We start from the raw sequence: 15076 nt of genomic DNA on the forward strand, positions 1-15076 counted from the left end.
CCGGACCGACGCTGAACCGGATCGTGATCCTGGGCTCCGGCATTGTCTGGGCGGGGATCATCGGCGCCAGCCTCCTGTAATAATACCCCGCCTGGCCTAGCAGGCGCCGTTGCCGTTCAGCATCACCCGAATCGTGCGCAGGATGATCCACAGGTCCATCCAAAAGCTGTGATAGCGGGCATAATGTGCGTCCATCCGCACCCGGTCGTCATAGGTGGTGCTACTGCGGCCCATCACCTGCCACAGCCCGGTCACGCCCGGGCGCAGCGACAGATAATCCTCAAGATGATCGCCATAGCGCCGCGCCTCATCGGCGACGATCGGTCGGGGCCCCACCACCGACATTTCGCCCCGGATCACGTTCCAGAACTGCGGCAGCTCATCCAGGCTGGTCTTGCGCAGAAAGGCGCCCAGGCAGGTGATCCGCGGGTCATTTTCCAGCTTCTGGGTCGCCTCCCATTGCGCGCGCGCGGCCGGATCGCTTTCCAGGATGCGCTGCAACCGTGCCTCGGCATCGACCGCCATGGTGCGGAACTTCAGGCATCCAAAGCTTTTGCCATTGTGCCCGATGCGCTGATGCCGGAAAAACACCGGCCCCCCTTCGGTCAGCAGGATCGCGCCCGAAATCAGCAGCAGGAAGGGCGCAAAGAACAAAAGCGCCAGAATGGAAAAGGCCTTGTCGAAAATGATTTTAAGCGCGGCGGCAGTCCTGTTCAATTTGCCGCATTCAACCGCCGCGCGAAAAGATGCGTTTTCAGTCGCTGATGCGGCATATTCCTTTGTATCTACACCAACGCGCATAGCCCCCACCAAACCTGAAACCGAATAAGTCCGAATACGGCGCAAGAATTCAGCCGAATCGAGACGCCAAATAAAAACGACCCTATCCTTTGGTATTCTATTCTTTTTCTCTTCGAAAAAAACCCTGCCCAAATGGGCAGCCTGCTTTACATCCATGCCGGGAATCCATTCGCCCCGGTTCGCCCGTTCAGGCGATCGGGCGCCCCACCCGGCGCAGCGTCCTGCGCAGCCGGCCATCCAGCGCCAGCAGCACGCCGGCATAAACGCCGACCAGAACGACCGATCCGGCAACCGCGCGCAACAGCGCCTGAACCCCGTCCAGCGGGAAGGCCCCGCGCAGCGCCAGGGCCGCGCCAAGCGCGACCGACGCAGCAAGAAATCCGCGCCAGGACCGTGCCAGAATGCGCCCCCAGCTGATGCCGGCGTAATGGCCCAGCACGCGGGCATTGACCACAAAGGCCACCATACCTGCCACCACCTGCGCCCAGGCGGTGGCGACCATGCCATAGGGCGCCGCGATCAGAACCAGGGCAATCCCGGCCGAGGCATTCAGCGCCACCACCACCGGCATCACCCGCACCGCCCCCGCCAGCGACAGGATCGGCTCCAGCGCAAAGCCGGTGGCGAACAGCGCCTGGGCCAGCGCCAGCACCTGAACCACCGGCGTGGCCGGGCGCCATTGGTCCCCCAAAAGGCCCACCGTCACATCTTCGGCGAACAGGGCCAGGCAGGCGAACAGCGGCACCGAAATCGCCAGCAGCGCGGGAAAGAACCTGTTGGCGCGGGCCCGAAAGCCGGTGGTCCCGCCCACCGCGTCGCGGCTGCGGCGGAACAGGCTCCAGGCCAGCACGCGGGTGGGCTCGCCCAGCACCTCGCTCAAGACCAGCGACAGGCGCTCACCCACCCGGTAATAGCCCGCCGCCGCGGCGCCAAAGGCACCGCCGACGATGAAGGTCGCGGTGTGGACGCGCAGATTGGTCATCAACCGCACAACCACGATCCGCGCCCAGAACCGCAGCGCCGCCCGCAGGTCTTCGCGCGGCACCCGGGACGCGGGCACCAGGCGCACCACCGCCAGCCCCAGCGCCAGCCACATGAAAGTGCCCGCGATCCGCCCGAAGGCCAGCGCAAAGACCCCATATCCGGCCCGCAGCGCCACGACCGACACCACCAGATGCACCAGATCGGCGATGATGGCGGTCAGCGCCGCAGCAGACAGCCGGTCCTGCCAGTTCATGATTCCGGCCACCGTATTGCCCGCACTTGCCAGCAGGATCGTCAACGCGAACAGCTGCATCAGCGGTGCCACCTGCGGATTGGATGTGACCAGCCCCGCCAGCAGGCTGATCCCCAGCGCAACCCCCGTCATCGCCGCACCGCTGATCAGCGCCATCGACAGCACCCGGCGCAGGCCCACCACGGGCCCCTGCCATTGCATCACATATTCCGCCCACCCCGCCCCCGCGACCATGGCCAGCAACATCGACCAGGCCGACACCATCGCGAAAACGCCGAATTCCGCAGGCGCCATGATCTTGGCGGCAAACAGAAAGATCAGGAATTGCGCGCCCTGCGAAAACACCCGTGACACCGCCGTCAGAACCCCGCCGCGCATTGTCCCGCTCATGCCCGCCGCCCCGGTATCGCGGCGGCACCCGCGCCATGCGGGCCTTGGGCCTGCGCCGCACGCGCCGGTGCCCCCTGCCGCACCGCCGCCGCCATCGCCAGAACCGTGACCAGATGCAGCGTCGGGTCGGGCGTGGTGCCCGCGATCAGCATTGCGGCCAACAGCGTCAGCGCCGAAACGCGCGCTGCCAGAAACGCCCGGCGTGCCTCATCCCCCACAGGCCCCGCCAGCGGCCCGATCGCGGCCCAGACAAACCCCAGAAACAAAACCGCCCCCGGCAGGCCCACGCTGCCCAGCAGCACCGAGATCAACCCGTTGGCCCGCAGCGACCCCGCCCCCGCGCCAAGCCCCCAGGTCTGCACGAAGGCGTCAAACCCCGCCCGCGCCCAGGCCCCCCGTTCCAGCCCCGAGGCACTGGCCCCCTTGGACAGGATCAGCCGGTCCACCAGATCGCCCGCCAGCGCGGACACCGCCGGCGACAGCAGCGCCAGGCTAAGCCCTGCGGCAAAGGCCGCCAGACAGATCACCAACCCGTGGCCAAAGCCGCGGCTCATGCCCGCGCCCAGATAGCTGCGCGCGTGCCAGGCGATCGCCAGCCCCGCCGCCGCCAGCGCCACCAGCCCCGACGATGACAATGAGGCCAGCGTCGCCCCCAGACTGGCCAGCGCCAGCATCCCGTCGCGCAGCCGCCGCCCAAGCAGGAATGACATCGCGAAATAACCCGCCAATGCCGCCGAGGCCGCGCCAAAGCTGGACGCTTCGGCAAACCCCCCGATCACGCGGGCAAAGCCGCCCATCGTATGTTCATTGTTCAACGTGTAATCGGCGGTGCGGATCACCGCCAGAAGACTGTCCAGCTGCACCAGATCCAGCCCGCCCAGAATCAGGTTCACCCCCGCCGCCCAGATCATCGCGGTTTCGCCAAACTGCGGGCCGCGGCGGGCGAATGTTGCGGTTGCCGCGATGAAGACACCCGCCGACAGAATGATGTACAGCGTCTGGGCAAGGTTCGAACTGTTTGGCGCCAGCGGGAACATGGTGGACGGGAACAGGGCGCTGACCGGCGTTCCCGCCACGCTGACCGACATCGGAAAGATCAGGAAGTCACCCGCAAAAAGCCGCACAAGCACCGTGGCCGAAAAGGCCGCATAGGCCGCGAACAGCACCACGAACACCCCCGCCCCCGACAGATGCACAGGCCCCGCCCGCCGCCTGTCGCCGATCCAGCGCAAGACGCCAAGCGCCAGCGTCAACCCCGCCAGCACATGCGCCGCAAGCGCCGACAACCCGCCTGCTGCCAGCGCCGCGAACATCCCCATCGGCAGCGCCGCCACCGTCACCCGCAGGCTGTTGTCCGGGTCGCGCAGCACCAGCACCAGCCACAGTGCAAGCAGAACGCCAAAGGCGGGATAAACGCTCATCGCGCCCGCCCCCCCGCGCCGATCCGCGCCTTGCCCCCTGCGGAACGGCACCGCGCGGGAAAGTCTTTGCCAAGCAGGCCGGTCCTGACCGATACTGACACGGGAACCGAACCAGGGGGGGCCGCGCCATGGGCATCCGGCAAGGCGTCAAGGCGGGGCTTGGCATGATGCACCGGCACATCGGCCTGCCCGCCCGCGCATTGTGGAACCGCGCGCTGGCCGCGACCCCGCGGTCGCCCGCCTTCATCGGTGCCTTCCCCGACCCCGCCGCCGCGCTGGCCAGTCTGCCCGCCCGCACCCCCGGCGGCTATGACCATGACACCGTCGCCGAGGTATCCTTTCACCGGATGTGCCAGCTGCAGCTGTGGGATTACCCGGTGCTGTTCTGGCTGGACCGGCTGCGGCGCCCGGGATTGCGGGTGCTGGACATGGGCGGCCATATGGGCACGAAATACATCGCCTTCGGCCCCTTCCTGCCACTGGCCGACTGGGACTGGTGCGTCTGCGACCTGCCCGCGATCATCCGCGCCGCCCGCGCCCGCCAGAACCGGGGCGCCCTGCCCGCGGCGATCCGCTTTGTCACCGAACCCGACATGTCCGGCCCGCCCGATCTGCTGCTGGCCTCGGGCCTGATGCAATATCTGGACGCCTCGCTGGGCGATCTGATCGGCCGCCTGCCCGGCAGGCCCCGCCACATCGTGCTGAACAAGGTCGCCACCCGCGAAGGTCCCTCGGTCACCACGCTGGAACGCATCGGCCCGGCGCGCGTGCCCTATCAGATGCGCAACCGCCCCGCCCTTGAGGCCGAAATCGCGGTGCTTGGCTACCGCATCCTGGATCGGTGGGATATTCCCTCGCTCAGCCATGTGATCCCCACCCATCCCGCACTTGGTCCCAGCCGCAGCCTTGGCTACTGCCTGGAACGTCTGGACTGACCGCCCCCGGCCAGCCCGCGCGCGGCACGATCCGCAGCCCCCGGCCACAGGTTTCCAGCGCAAGCGCCCCGATCAGCCCCGGCCCCGGCGCCAGATGCACCAGCGTCCAGTCGCGCACCTGCCCGCCCGTCAGGCGCAGCAGGCGGGCGGGTTCATCGCCGCGCAGGGTCACATCAAAGGCCTTCAGATCCATCGACAGCCCCTGCCCCAGCGCCTTGATCACCGCTTCCTTGCGCGTCCAGCAGCGATAGAACCCCGCCAGCCAGTCCACCCCGGCCAGGCCCATCAGTGCATCATATTCCCGGCCCGAGAAATGGTGCCGCGCCACCGCCGCCTCGATCGGGCGGATCGCCTCGATGTCCAGCCCCGGACGGGCGCCATGACCAACCGCCAGCGCCGCGCGCCCGCCCGAATGGCTCAGGTTGAAGGTAAGGTCCCCGGCCCCGTCAACCTCGGGCCGGCCGAAATCGTTATAGCGAAATCCGATGGCCTGTGGCGCACGCCCCAGATAACCGCCCAGAATTTCGCGCAACCGTCCCCGCCCGGCGACAAATCCATCCCGGTCGGCCGGGCGCAGGAACCGGCCCGCGCGCGCGACCTCATCGGGGGACAGAAGCCGCAAGAACCCCCGCAGCCGCGCCGCCGGTTGCGCCAGCGGCCAGGCCCAAAGATCGACCCTTACCACGCCCGCCCCCCGCCACCGTCCCGGACCGCCCGCTCGGCAAAGGCGGTCGCGATCACCTCGGCCAGTTCGCGGCGGAACCGTTCCGCGCCAAAGCCTTCGGCATGGCGCGCGATCGCCGCCGCATCCAGCGGGTCGCGGGCCTCAAAATCCCGCACGGCGGCGCGCACCGCCGCGGGGCTTTGCTGATCGAAAAAGAACCCCGTGCGCCCCGGCACCACGCTGTCGCGTGCGCCACCCCGGCCATAGGCCAGAACCGGCGTCCCGCAGGCCATCGCCTCAACCGGGACGATGCCGAAATCCTCCTCGGCGGGAAAGATCAGCGCGCGCGCGCCTTGATACAGCCCCGGCAGATCGTCGAACGGCACCCGTCCCAGCAACGTCACATTGCCCGGCAGGCCGCGTTCCAGCGCGGCCCGCTCCGACCCGCTGCCCACCACCACCAGCTTGCGGTCCAGCCCGCGAAACGCATCGATCACGATATCGGCGCGCTTGTAGCGCACCAGCTCGGACACGAACAGGTAATAGTCCCGCGCCCGCGGCCGGGCCGCGGGGCGATAGGCGCCCAGATCGACCGGCGGATGCACCACATCGGCCGCGCGGTGATAGTAGCGCCGGATGCGGTCGGCCACGAACTGCGAATTCGCGACAAAGCGGTCCACCCGCGCGGCGGTGCTGACATCCCAGATCCGCAGCCGATGCGCCAGATGCGCGAAATAGGCCCGGCCCAGGGGGCCCCTGATCCGGTCACGGTAATCGGGATAATGATCCCAGACATAGCGCATCGGCGAATGGGTATAGCACACATGCACCGACCCGGGCGGCGGCAGGATCCCCTTGGACGGGCCGCTTTCGCTGGACAGGATCAGATCATAGCCGCGCAGGTCCAGCTCTTCCAGGGCGCGGGGCATGAACCCCAGGTATTTCTGGTAATGCCGCCGTGCGCCGGGCAGGCGCGCGATACGGGTTTCGGTGATGGGCCGCGCGCGGATCAGATCGGACAGGGCTGCGGGATCGGCCACATGGGTAAAGATATCGGCCTGCGGATACAGCCGCAGCATTTCCTCCAGCACCCGCTCGCCGCCCCGCATCCCCACAAGCCAGTAATGGATGATCGCCACCCGCATCGCGCGCGCCCCTTAATATTCGTAGGAATAGCCATAGACCTCGCGCGCCGCGACATCCTTGCGCCGCACCTGCGTCAGTACCGTTCCCGCGACATGCACCCCCGCCTCGTTCAGCCGGTTCAGCATCCGCACCAGAACCTTGACCGGCGTGCGCCCGCTTTGCACCGCCATCAGTGTCACATCGGCATGTTTGGCCAAAAGCAGCGTATCCGCCAGATGCAGGACCGGCGGGGCATTGATGACCACCACGTCATGACGCGCCGTCAGCCGCGTGATCAGCCCCTGCATTTCCCCCGAGGCGATCAGATCAGCCGCCCCATTGGTATGGCGCCGCGGCACCACCACATCGGCCTTCAGCAGATCGGACCGTTCCGTCATGTCGGTCACGCCGGCCTTGCCTTCCAGATAATCGATCAGGCAGGGTCCCTCCGACGGCAGCCGCAGCGCCTCGACCGTGTCCGACCGGCGCAGATCGGCATCCAGCAGCGCCACGTTCGACCCCACCCCCGCCAACGCCCGCGCCAGCGCGAAGCAGATCGAGGATTTGCCCTCGCCCGCCAGCGCCGATGTCACCAGAATGACCCGCGGGCGCTGCGATTTCGGCACATCGAACAGCCGCGTGCGGATCGATCGCATCCCCTCCATGAAAACCGAAGGGGCCTCGGCTGCCAGTTCCCGGTGCAGCCAGCCGTGGCGCCGCCCGGCGCGCCGGACATGGGGCAACACCGCCAGAATGGGCAGATGCGTGGCCCCGCGCAGCTCATCGGTGGTGCGCACCGGCACCACCAGGGCCGACCGCAGGAACACCACGATCACCCCAAGACACAGCCCCGCGACCGCCGCCACGATCATCGACAGCGTCTTGCGCGGTTCGGCCGGAACCGAGGGCACGCTGGCCTGCCCGATGATGCGCGCCTCGGGTGACTGGAAATCGCCCTGCGCGCTGGTTTCCTTGAACCGCGACAGGAAGTTTTCATAGACCAGCCGCGTCGCCGCCGCCGTGCGTTCCAGCTGATCCAGCCGCACCGAGGCCTGCGCGATCTGATCGGCGCGGTCGGATACCTCGCGGATCTGCGCCTGCAGCGCCTGTTCGCGGTTGCGCGTGACCGAGACATTGGACCGCATCGCCTCGATCTGGCGGCGCACCTCGGCCTCCAGGCTGCGGTCGATATCGCCGATCTGCGCGCTGATGCGGATCATCTCGGGGTGGCGCCGACCCAGCGTGCTGGCCAGTTCCGCCTGCCGCGCCGCAAGTTCGGACCGCTGCCGCTGCAAGGTTTCAAGCAGGGGCGAGGTCACCACATCGGCCACCGCGGCAAGGCCCGCCTCGGCCTCCAGCCGTTCCATCTGGGCATAACGCACCTCGGCATCGGCGCGTTCGGCGCTGGTGGCGACCAGCCGGCTGTTCAGTTCTGCCAGCAACTGGTTCGTCGTATCTTCGCCGCCCCCCGCCTCGGCCACCATCCGGGTGCGGAAATCAACCACGGCGGAATCGGCGATCTCGACCTGCTGGCTCATTTCCAGGATGCGTTCGGACAGCCAGCTGTTCACCCGCAAGGTCGCCTCTTGCTTCTTTTCCAGAAGCGCACGGATGTATTCCCCGGCCACCGCATTGGCGATGCGCGCCGCCACCTGCGGATCGGGCGCGTCAAAGGACAGGCCGATCACATAGGACAGCCCCATCTGCGATACGCTCAGGCGTTTCATGATCGTGTCGATCACCGCCGCGCGCAGGCCCTCGGGCGGCATCCGCTGCGCGATCTGGTGGAACGGCTCGCCCCCGCGCGCCACCCGTTTCAGCCAGGCCACCGCGCTTTCCGGGCGCGGCAGGCGCGGGTCGAACTGCGGATCGTTGACCAGATCCAGGCGGTCCACCACCTTGCCGATCAGCACATTGGTGCGGATCGACAGCACCTCGCCCGCGACGACCGAATTGCTGACATTCAGGTTCGACACCACCTCTTCCACCGGCGAAACACGTTCCTGCCGCGTGTCGATCAGGATCTGCGCATGGGCACGATAAATCGGCGTGGCGCGCTGCAGATGGATGAACATCGCCGCCATGCACAGCGCCGCGATCAGCCCCACCAACGCCAGATTGCCGCGCAGGATATCGAACAGATACAGCAGGTCGATCCCGCCCGCGCGCCCCGGATCAAGCCGTCCATGGCCATGATGGAACGGGCGTTCGGGACCCAGATCCCTTGGCGGCACCACGCGTTTCATTGCCCCACCCCCTTGTCCGCCAGGGCCTCGGGCGGCCTGATGCGCACCATCAGCAAATCCCCCGGCAGCAATTCATCGAACGGGTCCAGCGCGATCTGCTGCACCCCCGCCGAGCTCCGCCGCCGCACCTGATATTCCACCAGCAACTCGGCCTCGGGCCCGGTGGACCGGCTGATCCACTGGCTCAGCAGCAGCAGCCGATCCTCGACCGAGGCCCGGTTCGCCCGCAGCCGCGCGATCTCGCTCCAGAAACCCTGCGATGCGGACAAAAGCGCCTTTTCGCGCTCTGTCTCCAGCTGCGACAGATCGCTGCGCAGGGTGTTGATCTGCACCAGCGCCGCCGATTGTTCTTCGCGCAGGCGCAGGAATTCCCCCTCCAGCCGCGCGAATTCCTGTTCCTTGTCGATCACCACCGACATCGTGCGCAGCCCGCGATCCACCAGATCCCGGTTGCGCGCAAGTTCGACCCGGCCGCGTTCCACCGCATCGCCCAGCACCTTCTGGCGCTGTTCGATCAGGTCGATGCGCTTTTCCGCCTCAAGGATCGCCTCGCCCAGCAGCCGGTGGCGCCCGGTGTAATTCTGGTCCTCCAGAATGATGATCTGATCCTCGGCTGGCTTCATTTCGTCAAACAGTACGCGATCCACATCGGGGCGGATCGCCTCGGGGACATCGGACCAGCTGACCGCCTGCCGGTTCGCCAGCTGTGCCTGCACGCGGGCATATTGCGTGGCCAGCCGCGCCAGATCGGCCGTCATGCCGTTCAGGCTGCCGGCCAGATTGCGCCGTTCCAGAACCCGCTGTTCCTCATTATTGGCCGAAACCGCCGCGCCCCCGGCCAGCCCCGCCGCCTGTTCCGCCGTCAGGAAGGGCTGGAAATCGTAATTGCCGGGGTTGCGCACATCGCCCAGCACAAAGACCGGCCTGAAGCTGGCGATCGACAGTTCAATCGTCGGCGCGATGAAAATCTCACGCGTGACATAGGTATCGCGGATCAGGTCGCGCGCGGCGCCCAGCGTGACGGCTTCGACCCGCACACCGCCGATGAACGGCAACTGCACCTGCCCGTCGCCCCCCACCGTAAACCGCTGCGGCGGATCGCTGTCGTCAAGGATGTCCAGCTCCAGCTCATCGCCGATGCTGATCGTATAGCCATCCGGCGTCGCCGCCCCCGCCCCCGGCCCCCAGGCCAGGCAAAACGCGGTCACGAACAGGCCCGCCATCCGGCGAATGCGTCCGGTCCCGGCCACATCAGCCCCCCAAGAAAAAAGCGAATCGAAACCTGAAAGCCAATGCCTTAAGGATAACCGATCAGCACCGGGGACCGAGTCTTTTCGGCGGAACCTGTCCTTTCGGTTGATACGAAAACCACCCCTGCGGGCAAACCCGAGGGGTGGCACAATCCTACCGTGCAATTCGCGCCGAAATCAGGCGGTCACGTCGACTTCCACATCCAGGAAGGGCGCATATTGCTGCGCGCCAAAGATGTCGGCATCGCCCGCGCTGCCCGAGGGGCGGATGCGCAGGATCGTGAACTTGATCGCATAGGCCGGATCATATTCCACGAAATCGGTCAGCCGCGCCGGATCGACATTCAGCACCCGGCAGACGCTGTCACGCGTCAGCGCCTTCGACCGCTTCACCATTTCATAGGTGTCTTTCTCGCGGAAGATGATGTCGAAGGTGATCTTGTCGGTGCCGGCATTCTTGGACCGGATCGTCTTGGCCAGATCGGCCAGCTTCTTGCGGGTGTTCGGTTGGGTCATCGCGGGCCTCCTCAGCCGATCATCGCGGTGTGGGTGGGGAACAGCTCCAGCGGGTCATCGACCGCCATGGTGTGGTTCAGCGTCCAGCGATAGGCGGGGCTGGCCTGCATCACCTCATCCAGCACAAAGGACACGCCGCCCGCGGTGCCCTTCACATCCGGCAGCCGCGCATAGAACAGCTGGCGCGTGCCGGTCATGCAGACCTCTTCGGCCATCTCACGGGTGGGGGCGACGCCCTGCACCACGATGCACAGCTCATGCCCGGGCTTGTCCTTCAAGGGTTCCATGTCGCCCATCACGCCGTTGCGGCCAAAGACGTTGTAATGCAATTCCCAGCCGTCGGGCCCGAAACGGTCCATGGTCTGCTGGCGCGCCCAGTCGATCACCGCATCGACATTGGCGATGGTATAGGGGTCGCGGATGCCCGCCATACCCACGAACCGTTCACCCACCTTGCCCGACCCTTCCAGCTTGACCCGGAATTGCGGCGCGGGCACGAATTCCATCCCCGTGACCCGGGTGGTCTTTTCGGCCACCTGGTCATAGTGGCAGTGGGTCATGTCCAGCATCCCGCCCGCCACGAATTCGTGGAACGGGTTGGATCGTTCATACATCGCATGCCCCGCGACCGAAGCGACGGTGCAGCGTTGTTCGGGCGCCATCGCGGTGACCTCGACATGATCGGCGGTGATCTCGCCCATCACTGTTTCCTTGGCGCCATAGGGTTCGGCGCAGAAGGACGCGCATTCCAGCACCTTGCCCAGGTAATAGCTCTGCGCCTCGGGGAAACCCTTGTGCAGCGCGGCGGCGGCAAAGATCGCGCTGTCCGAACAGCGCCCGCCGATGATGACGTCGCAGCCCTCGTCCAGCAGCTTCAGGAAGGGATGCACCCCGGCCATCGCCACGATGCGCGAGGTGGCGTCCAGCTCGTCCTCGGTCAGGTCGGGGCGGGCATCCAGTCCCGTCACCGGCGATCCGCCGCGGATCCTGGCGCGGACATATTCGCGGTCCACCTCGGAATAGAACCAGCCCAGCCTGAACGGCGCAAGGTTATGGCGCGCGGCGATGTCGCGGATGATCTGGACATACATGTCCACACGGCTGTTGGTGCCCGTATCGCCGGCCGAACCGATCATCATCGGCACGCCCAGCTTGCGCGCGGCCAGCAGCATTTCCTCCAGGTCATGTTCCTGCCAGGCCTTGGGGCTGGCGCAACTGTCGTTGCCCAGCGGCACCGGGCCGATATCGTCACTGCCGGAATCGGCGGCAATGAAATCGGGCTTCGCCGCGACGCCAAGATGAAAGCTGCCCGTCTTGAGGGGCGCGAAACCGAGATGCCCGTTCGGGCAGATGATCCTGAGCGACGCCATGGTTGCCTCGTTTTGCCAATGTCCTGCCTTACCTAATGCAATAATCGTTCCAGTTTTTCGACCCGCCAAGTCACTGAAAAACATTCGTTTCTTACACGCCCTGCCAAGGCCCGGCAGGAATGCGCGCAAAATGCGCGCATCACGCGCGCGCACTGTCCGGCCGACAGGCCGGCATCAGTCGTGGTGGAAACCCAGCTTGATCATCTGGTGGCGCAGCGCATGCCGGCTTAACCGCAGCGCCTCGGCGGCGGTTTGCAGGTTGCCCTGGCTGCGCGCCAGCGCCGCCTCGATCAACTGGCGCTGAAAGGCGCCGGTCAGTTCGTGAAACCCTGCGTCCAGATCGGGCGGGGCGGCCTGCGCGGGCAGGGCAGCCGCGCCGCCGGAAACACCCCCCGTCCCGCCCATGCGCACGGTGCGGATGATCCGGTCGGGCAAATGGCGCGGCGCGATCACATTGTCGTCTTCCAGAATAAAGATCCGCTCCAGCAGGTTTTCCAGCTCGCGCACGTTGCCGGGCCAGGGATAGGCGCGAAAGATCGCCTCGGTCTCGGGGTCCAGCCCCCGCACCTCACGCTTGTAAAGCGCGTTATAGCGGGCGATGAAATGCTGCGCCAATGTCATCACATCCGAAACCCGTTCCCGCAGCGCGGGAATGTTCAGCGCCACCACCTGCAGCCGGTAATACAGATCCTCGCGGAACTTGCCCGAGGCGACCTCGGACAACAGCACCTTGTTGGTCGCCGCGATAAAGCGCACATCGACCGAGGTTGTCTTGACCGCGCCCACGCGGCGGAACTGATGGGTGTCCAGCAGGCTTAACAGCTTGGCCTGCAGGGTCAGGTCCATCTCGCGGATCTCATCCAGAAAGATCGACCCGTGATTGGCCGCCTCGACCAGCCCCAGCTTGCGTTCGACCGCGCCGGTGAAGGCGCCCTTTTCATGGCCGAACAGTTCCGATTCCAGCAGGCTTGCCGGGATCGCGGCGCAGTTGATATCCATGAACTCGCGCCCCGCCCGGGCCGAAGCGCGGTGGATCATCCGCGCCACCAGCCCCTTGCCGGTGCCGGTTTCGCCATAGATCAGCACGGTGCGCGCGGGGCTTCTGGCGACACGCTCGATCAGGCGGCGCAGGGCAAGGATGCCGGGGTGGGTCCCGACCAGCTCGTGCTTGTAATCCGCCATGCCCCGTCCCGTGTCTGCCGCCATGCGCCCCCCTATCCGGTCAGCGGATGATGCCGCCAGTCGCCCGAACAGGGGTTCGCGGCACAGACTAGCAGCCCCGGCGCCGCACAGGAATAGACCGCGCTGGCAATCGTCATCGTGCCGTCATCGGCGCCATGCTGGCAAAGGGGCGCAGGCGCATGCGTCGCCATCAGCCGCTGCGCCGCCGCCCTGTCCCAGACCTGCCCGGGCAGGGTTGCGGCCAGATGGGCAAAGCGGCGCCCGGAATTGCCCGCGATCACATCGCCCTGCGGCAACAACGTATCGGCGCCAAGCGCCGGGCTGACGTAATGATTGGTGCGCCAGACCACCGGGCCTTGCGTCACCTGCGGCCCCGCAGCGCCCAGTTCGACCGCCGCCGTGGCGCCGCCGGCATCGGCCATCACCAATGTGCCGCCGCCCGCATGGGGATGCGCGCGGATCAGGTCCAGCGCCTGCGCCACCGTGGCGCAGCGCGCCAGCACCCGCCCCATCAGGAAATACCGCAGCCAGCCCACGCGATGCGTGCGCACCGCCACCTGCGTATCGGCCAGCGCAAACCCGCGCGCATTGATCCCGCTGGAATAGGCGCCGGGGCTGCCAAGGCTGCCAAGGCACAGCATCGCCCCCGTGGCCACATCCGGGCCTTCATGCCGCGCTACGGTTTGGATGCCCAGATGCGTTCCCGAAAAATCGCGGTTCTTCACCACCAGCGGCCCATCGGGCCCCTGCCCCACCGCCCAGGACGAACAGCCATCCTCCAGCCGCCCGCCCCCCTTCAGATCGCGCAGCGTTCCCAGATGCAGATGCGCGAACACCTCAGCCGGGTCCAGGCCGAAACCCGCCGCGATCCCCGCCATCTCGGCCAGGCCATCGGGGTCCACCGCTTCGTGAAAGGCATATTGCGCCGCCAGATAATCCCGCGCGGCCGCGTCGATCAGCCCCTCGGCCCGGGCCGTCGCCACCCGCCCCACCGTTGCCGCGCGCACCTGTTCGGCGCGGTCATGCGCCACCCCCTGTCCCCGGCCCCGCGCAAAGGCCGATCCGGCCAGATCCAGCGCCAGCAGATCGCTCATGCCGGGGGTCCTTCCAGCAGCGACAGGTTTTCCGCCAGCCGGTGACAGGCCGCGCTGTGACCCGGCCCCACGGTTTCCGCCACCGGCGCGCGGCTGCGGCACGCCCCGACCGCCAGCGGACAGCGGGTATGAAACTTGCACCCCGCCGGCGGGTTCAGCGGCGAGGGCAGATCGCCCGCCAGCCGCACCCGCGCGCGCCGGCCCGCATGGTCCACCCCGGGCACCGCCGACATCAGGCTTTGCGTATAGGGATGGCGGGGATTGGCCAGGATCGCCTCGACCGGGCCCATCTCGACGATCTCGCCCAGATACATCACCGCCACCCGGTCGGCCAGATAACCGATCACCGAGATGTCGTGGCTGATGAACAGATAGGTCAGCCCCATCTCGCGCTTCAGTTCCAGCAACAGCGCGATGATCTGCGCCTGGATCGACACATCCAGCGCCGAAACCGGCTCGTCGCAGACGATGAATTCCGGGTTCGACACCAGCGCACGGGCAATCCCGATGCGCTGGCGCTGGCCGCCGGAAAACTGATGCGGATAGCGGTCCAGCTGATTGGCCTTCAGGCCCACGCGTTCGCAGATCCGCGCGACGATCGCGCGCGCCTCGTCATCGGTTTGCGCCAGCCCGTGCAGCTTCAGCGGCAATCCCACGATCTGCGCCACCGTGCGGCGCGGGTTCAGGCTGGCATAGGGGTCCTGAAAGATGATCTGCATCCGCCGCCGCATCGCCTTCAACCCGGCCGGGTCCAGCGCGGTCACATCGGTGCCGTCGAAGGTGACCTTTCCCGTCGTCGGCTCATGCAGGCGCAGGATCGCCCGGCCCAGCGTGGATTTGCCACA

The 15076-nt window shown here is 67.0% G+C and carries 13 protein-coding genes; 1 reads left to right on the forward strand and 12 read right to left on the reverse strand.

Annotated features, from left to right (window positions below):
• Nucleotides 1-96: 96 nt before the first annotated feature.
• From ACK8OU_RS13670 to ACK8OU_RS13680, 3 genes are all read right to left on the reverse strand, one after another.
• Nucleotides 97-717, reverse strand: a complete 621-nt coding sequence (locus tag ACK8OU_RS13670; protein ID WP_410303974.1) for a sugar transferase — start codon at nt 715-717, stop codon at nt 97-99.
• Nucleotides 718-988: 271 nt separating this feature from the next.
• The gene (locus ACK8OU_RS13675; protein ID WP_410303975.1) at nt 989-2428 is read right to left on the reverse strand and encodes an oligosaccharide flippase family protein; all 1440 of its coding nucleotides are present in this window, start codon (nt 2426-2428) and stop codon (nt 989-991) included.
• Complete coding sequence (locus tag ACK8OU_RS13680) at nt 2425-3849, reverse strand: hypothetical protein (RefSeq protein WP_410303976.1); 1425 nt, start codon at nt 3847-3849, stop codon at nt 2425-2427. The genes ACK8OU_RS13675 and ACK8OU_RS13680 overlap by 4 nt, the downstream gene beginning before the upstream one ends.
• Nucleotides 3850-3977: 128 nt before the next feature.
• Between ACK8OU_RS13680 and ACK8OU_RS13685 the strand changes: the two genes are divergently transcribed.
• The gene (locus tag ACK8OU_RS13685) at nt 3978-4784 is read left to right on the forward strand and encodes a methyltransferase, TIGR04325 family (RefSeq protein ID WP_410303977.1); all 807 of its coding nucleotides are present in this window, start codon (nt 3978-3980) and stop codon (nt 4782-4784) included.
• On the opposite strand, the gene ACK8OU_RS13690 is transcribed toward ACK8OU_RS13685, so the two are convergent.
• The 9 genes from ACK8OU_RS13690 to ACK8OU_RS13730 all read right to left on the reverse strand — a co-directional run.
• Nucleotides 4708-5469, reverse strand: coding sequence for a 4'-phosphopantetheinyl transferase family protein (locus ACK8OU_RS13690; protein WP_410303978.1), 762 nt, complete (start codon nt 5467-5469; stop codon nt 4708-4710). The genes ACK8OU_RS13685 and ACK8OU_RS13690 overlap by 77 nt on opposite strands.
• Nucleotides 5463-6593 (reverse strand): glycosyltransferase, encoded by a 1131-nt coding sequence (locus ACK8OU_RS13695; RefSeq protein ID WP_410303979.1) that lies wholly within the window; start codon nt 6591-6593, stop codon nt 5463-5465. Before ACK8OU_RS13695 ends, ACK8OU_RS13690 begins: the two co-directional genes overlap by 7 nt.
• 12 nt (nt 6594-6605) lie before the next feature.
• Entirely contained in the window at nt 6606-8819 is a 2214-nt protein-coding gene (locus ACK8OU_RS13700) for a GumC family protein (RefSeq protein ID WP_410303980.1), read from the reverse strand.
• Nucleotides 8816-10069 carry a polysaccharide biosynthesis/export family protein gene (locus ACK8OU_RS13705; RefSeq protein WP_410303981.1) on the reverse strand — a complete coding sequence of 418 codons (1254 nt, stop codon included), beginning with the start codon at nt 10067-10069 and terminating at the stop codon, nt 8816-8818. Before ACK8OU_RS13705 ends, ACK8OU_RS13700 begins: the two co-directional genes overlap by 4 nt.
• Before the next feature lie 177 nt (nt 10070-10246).
• Entirely contained in the window at nt 10247-10585 is a 339-nt protein-coding gene (locus ACK8OU_RS13710) for a DUF4387 domain-containing protein (RefSeq protein ID WP_410303982.1), read from the reverse strand.
• 11 nt (nt 10586-10596) lie between these two features.
• Nucleotides 10597-11955, reverse strand: a complete 1359-nt coding sequence (locus ACK8OU_RS13715) for an acyclic terpene utilization AtuA family protein (protein WP_410303983.1) — start codon at nt 11953-11955, stop codon at nt 10597-10599.
• Nucleotides 11956-12129: 174 nt separating this feature from the next.
• On the reverse strand, nt 12130-13161 hold the full coding sequence (locus tag ACK8OU_RS13720) for a sigma-54 interaction domain-containing protein (RefSeq protein WP_410303984.1): 1032 nt from the start codon (nt 13159-13161) through the stop codon (nt 12130-12132).
• An 8-nt stretch (nt 13162-13169) separates the two neighbouring features.
• Nucleotides 13170-14231 (reverse strand): C45 family autoproteolytic acyltransferase/hydolase, encoded by a 1062-nt coding sequence (locus tag ACK8OU_RS13725; RefSeq protein WP_410303985.1) that lies wholly within the window; start codon nt 14229-14231, stop codon nt 13170-13172.
• Nucleotides 14228-15076 (reverse strand): ABC transporter ATP-binding protein (locus ACK8OU_RS13730; protein ID WP_410303986.1); only part of this gene is annotated, 849 nt, incomplete at its 5' end. The genes ACK8OU_RS13725 and ACK8OU_RS13730, both read right to left, overlap by 4 nt.

This window comes from Pontitalea aquivivens, from assembly GCF_046507575.1.
Lineage (GTDB): Bacteria > Pseudomonadota > Alphaproteobacteria > Rhodobacterales > Rhodobacteraceae > Pontitalea > Pontitalea aquivivens.

Coding starts and splice junctions, on each gene's coding strand:
- ACK8OU_RS13720 (WP_410303984.1), bottom strand. CDS start 13,161: ATGGCGGCAGACACGGGACGGGGCATGGCGGATTACAAGCACGAGCTG.
- ACK8OU_RS13700 (WP_410303980.1), bottom strand. CDS start 8,819: ATGAAACGCGTGGTGCCGCCAAGGGATCTGGGTCCCGAACGCCCGTTC.
- ACK8OU_RS13695 (WP_410303979.1), bottom strand. CDS start 6,593: ATGCGGGTGGCGATCATCCATTACTGGCTTGTGGGGATGCGGGGCGGC.
- ACK8OU_RS13710 (WP_410303982.1), bottom strand. CDS start 10,585: ATGACCCAACCGAACACCCGCAAGAAGCTGGCCGATCTGGCCAAGACG.
- ACK8OU_RS13680 (WP_410303976.1), bottom strand. CDS start 3,849: ATGAGCGTTTATCCCGCCTTTGGCGTTCTGCTTGCACTGTGGCTGGTG.
- ACK8OU_RS13725 (WP_410303985.1), bottom strand. CDS start 14,231: ATGAGCGATCTGCTGGCGCTGGATCTGGCCGGATCGGCCTTTGCGCGG.
- ACK8OU_RS13715 (WP_410303983.1), bottom strand. CDS start 11,955: ATGGCGTCGCTCAGGATCATCTGCCCGAACGGGCATCTCGGTTTCGCG.
- ACK8OU_RS13685 (WP_410303977.1), top strand. CDS start 3,978: ATGGGCATCCGGCAAGGCGTCAAGGCGGGGCTTGGCATGATGCACCGG.
- ACK8OU_RS13675 (WP_410303975.1), bottom strand. CDS start 2,428: ATGAGCGGGACAATGCGCGGCGGGGTTCTGACGGCGGTGTCACGGGTG.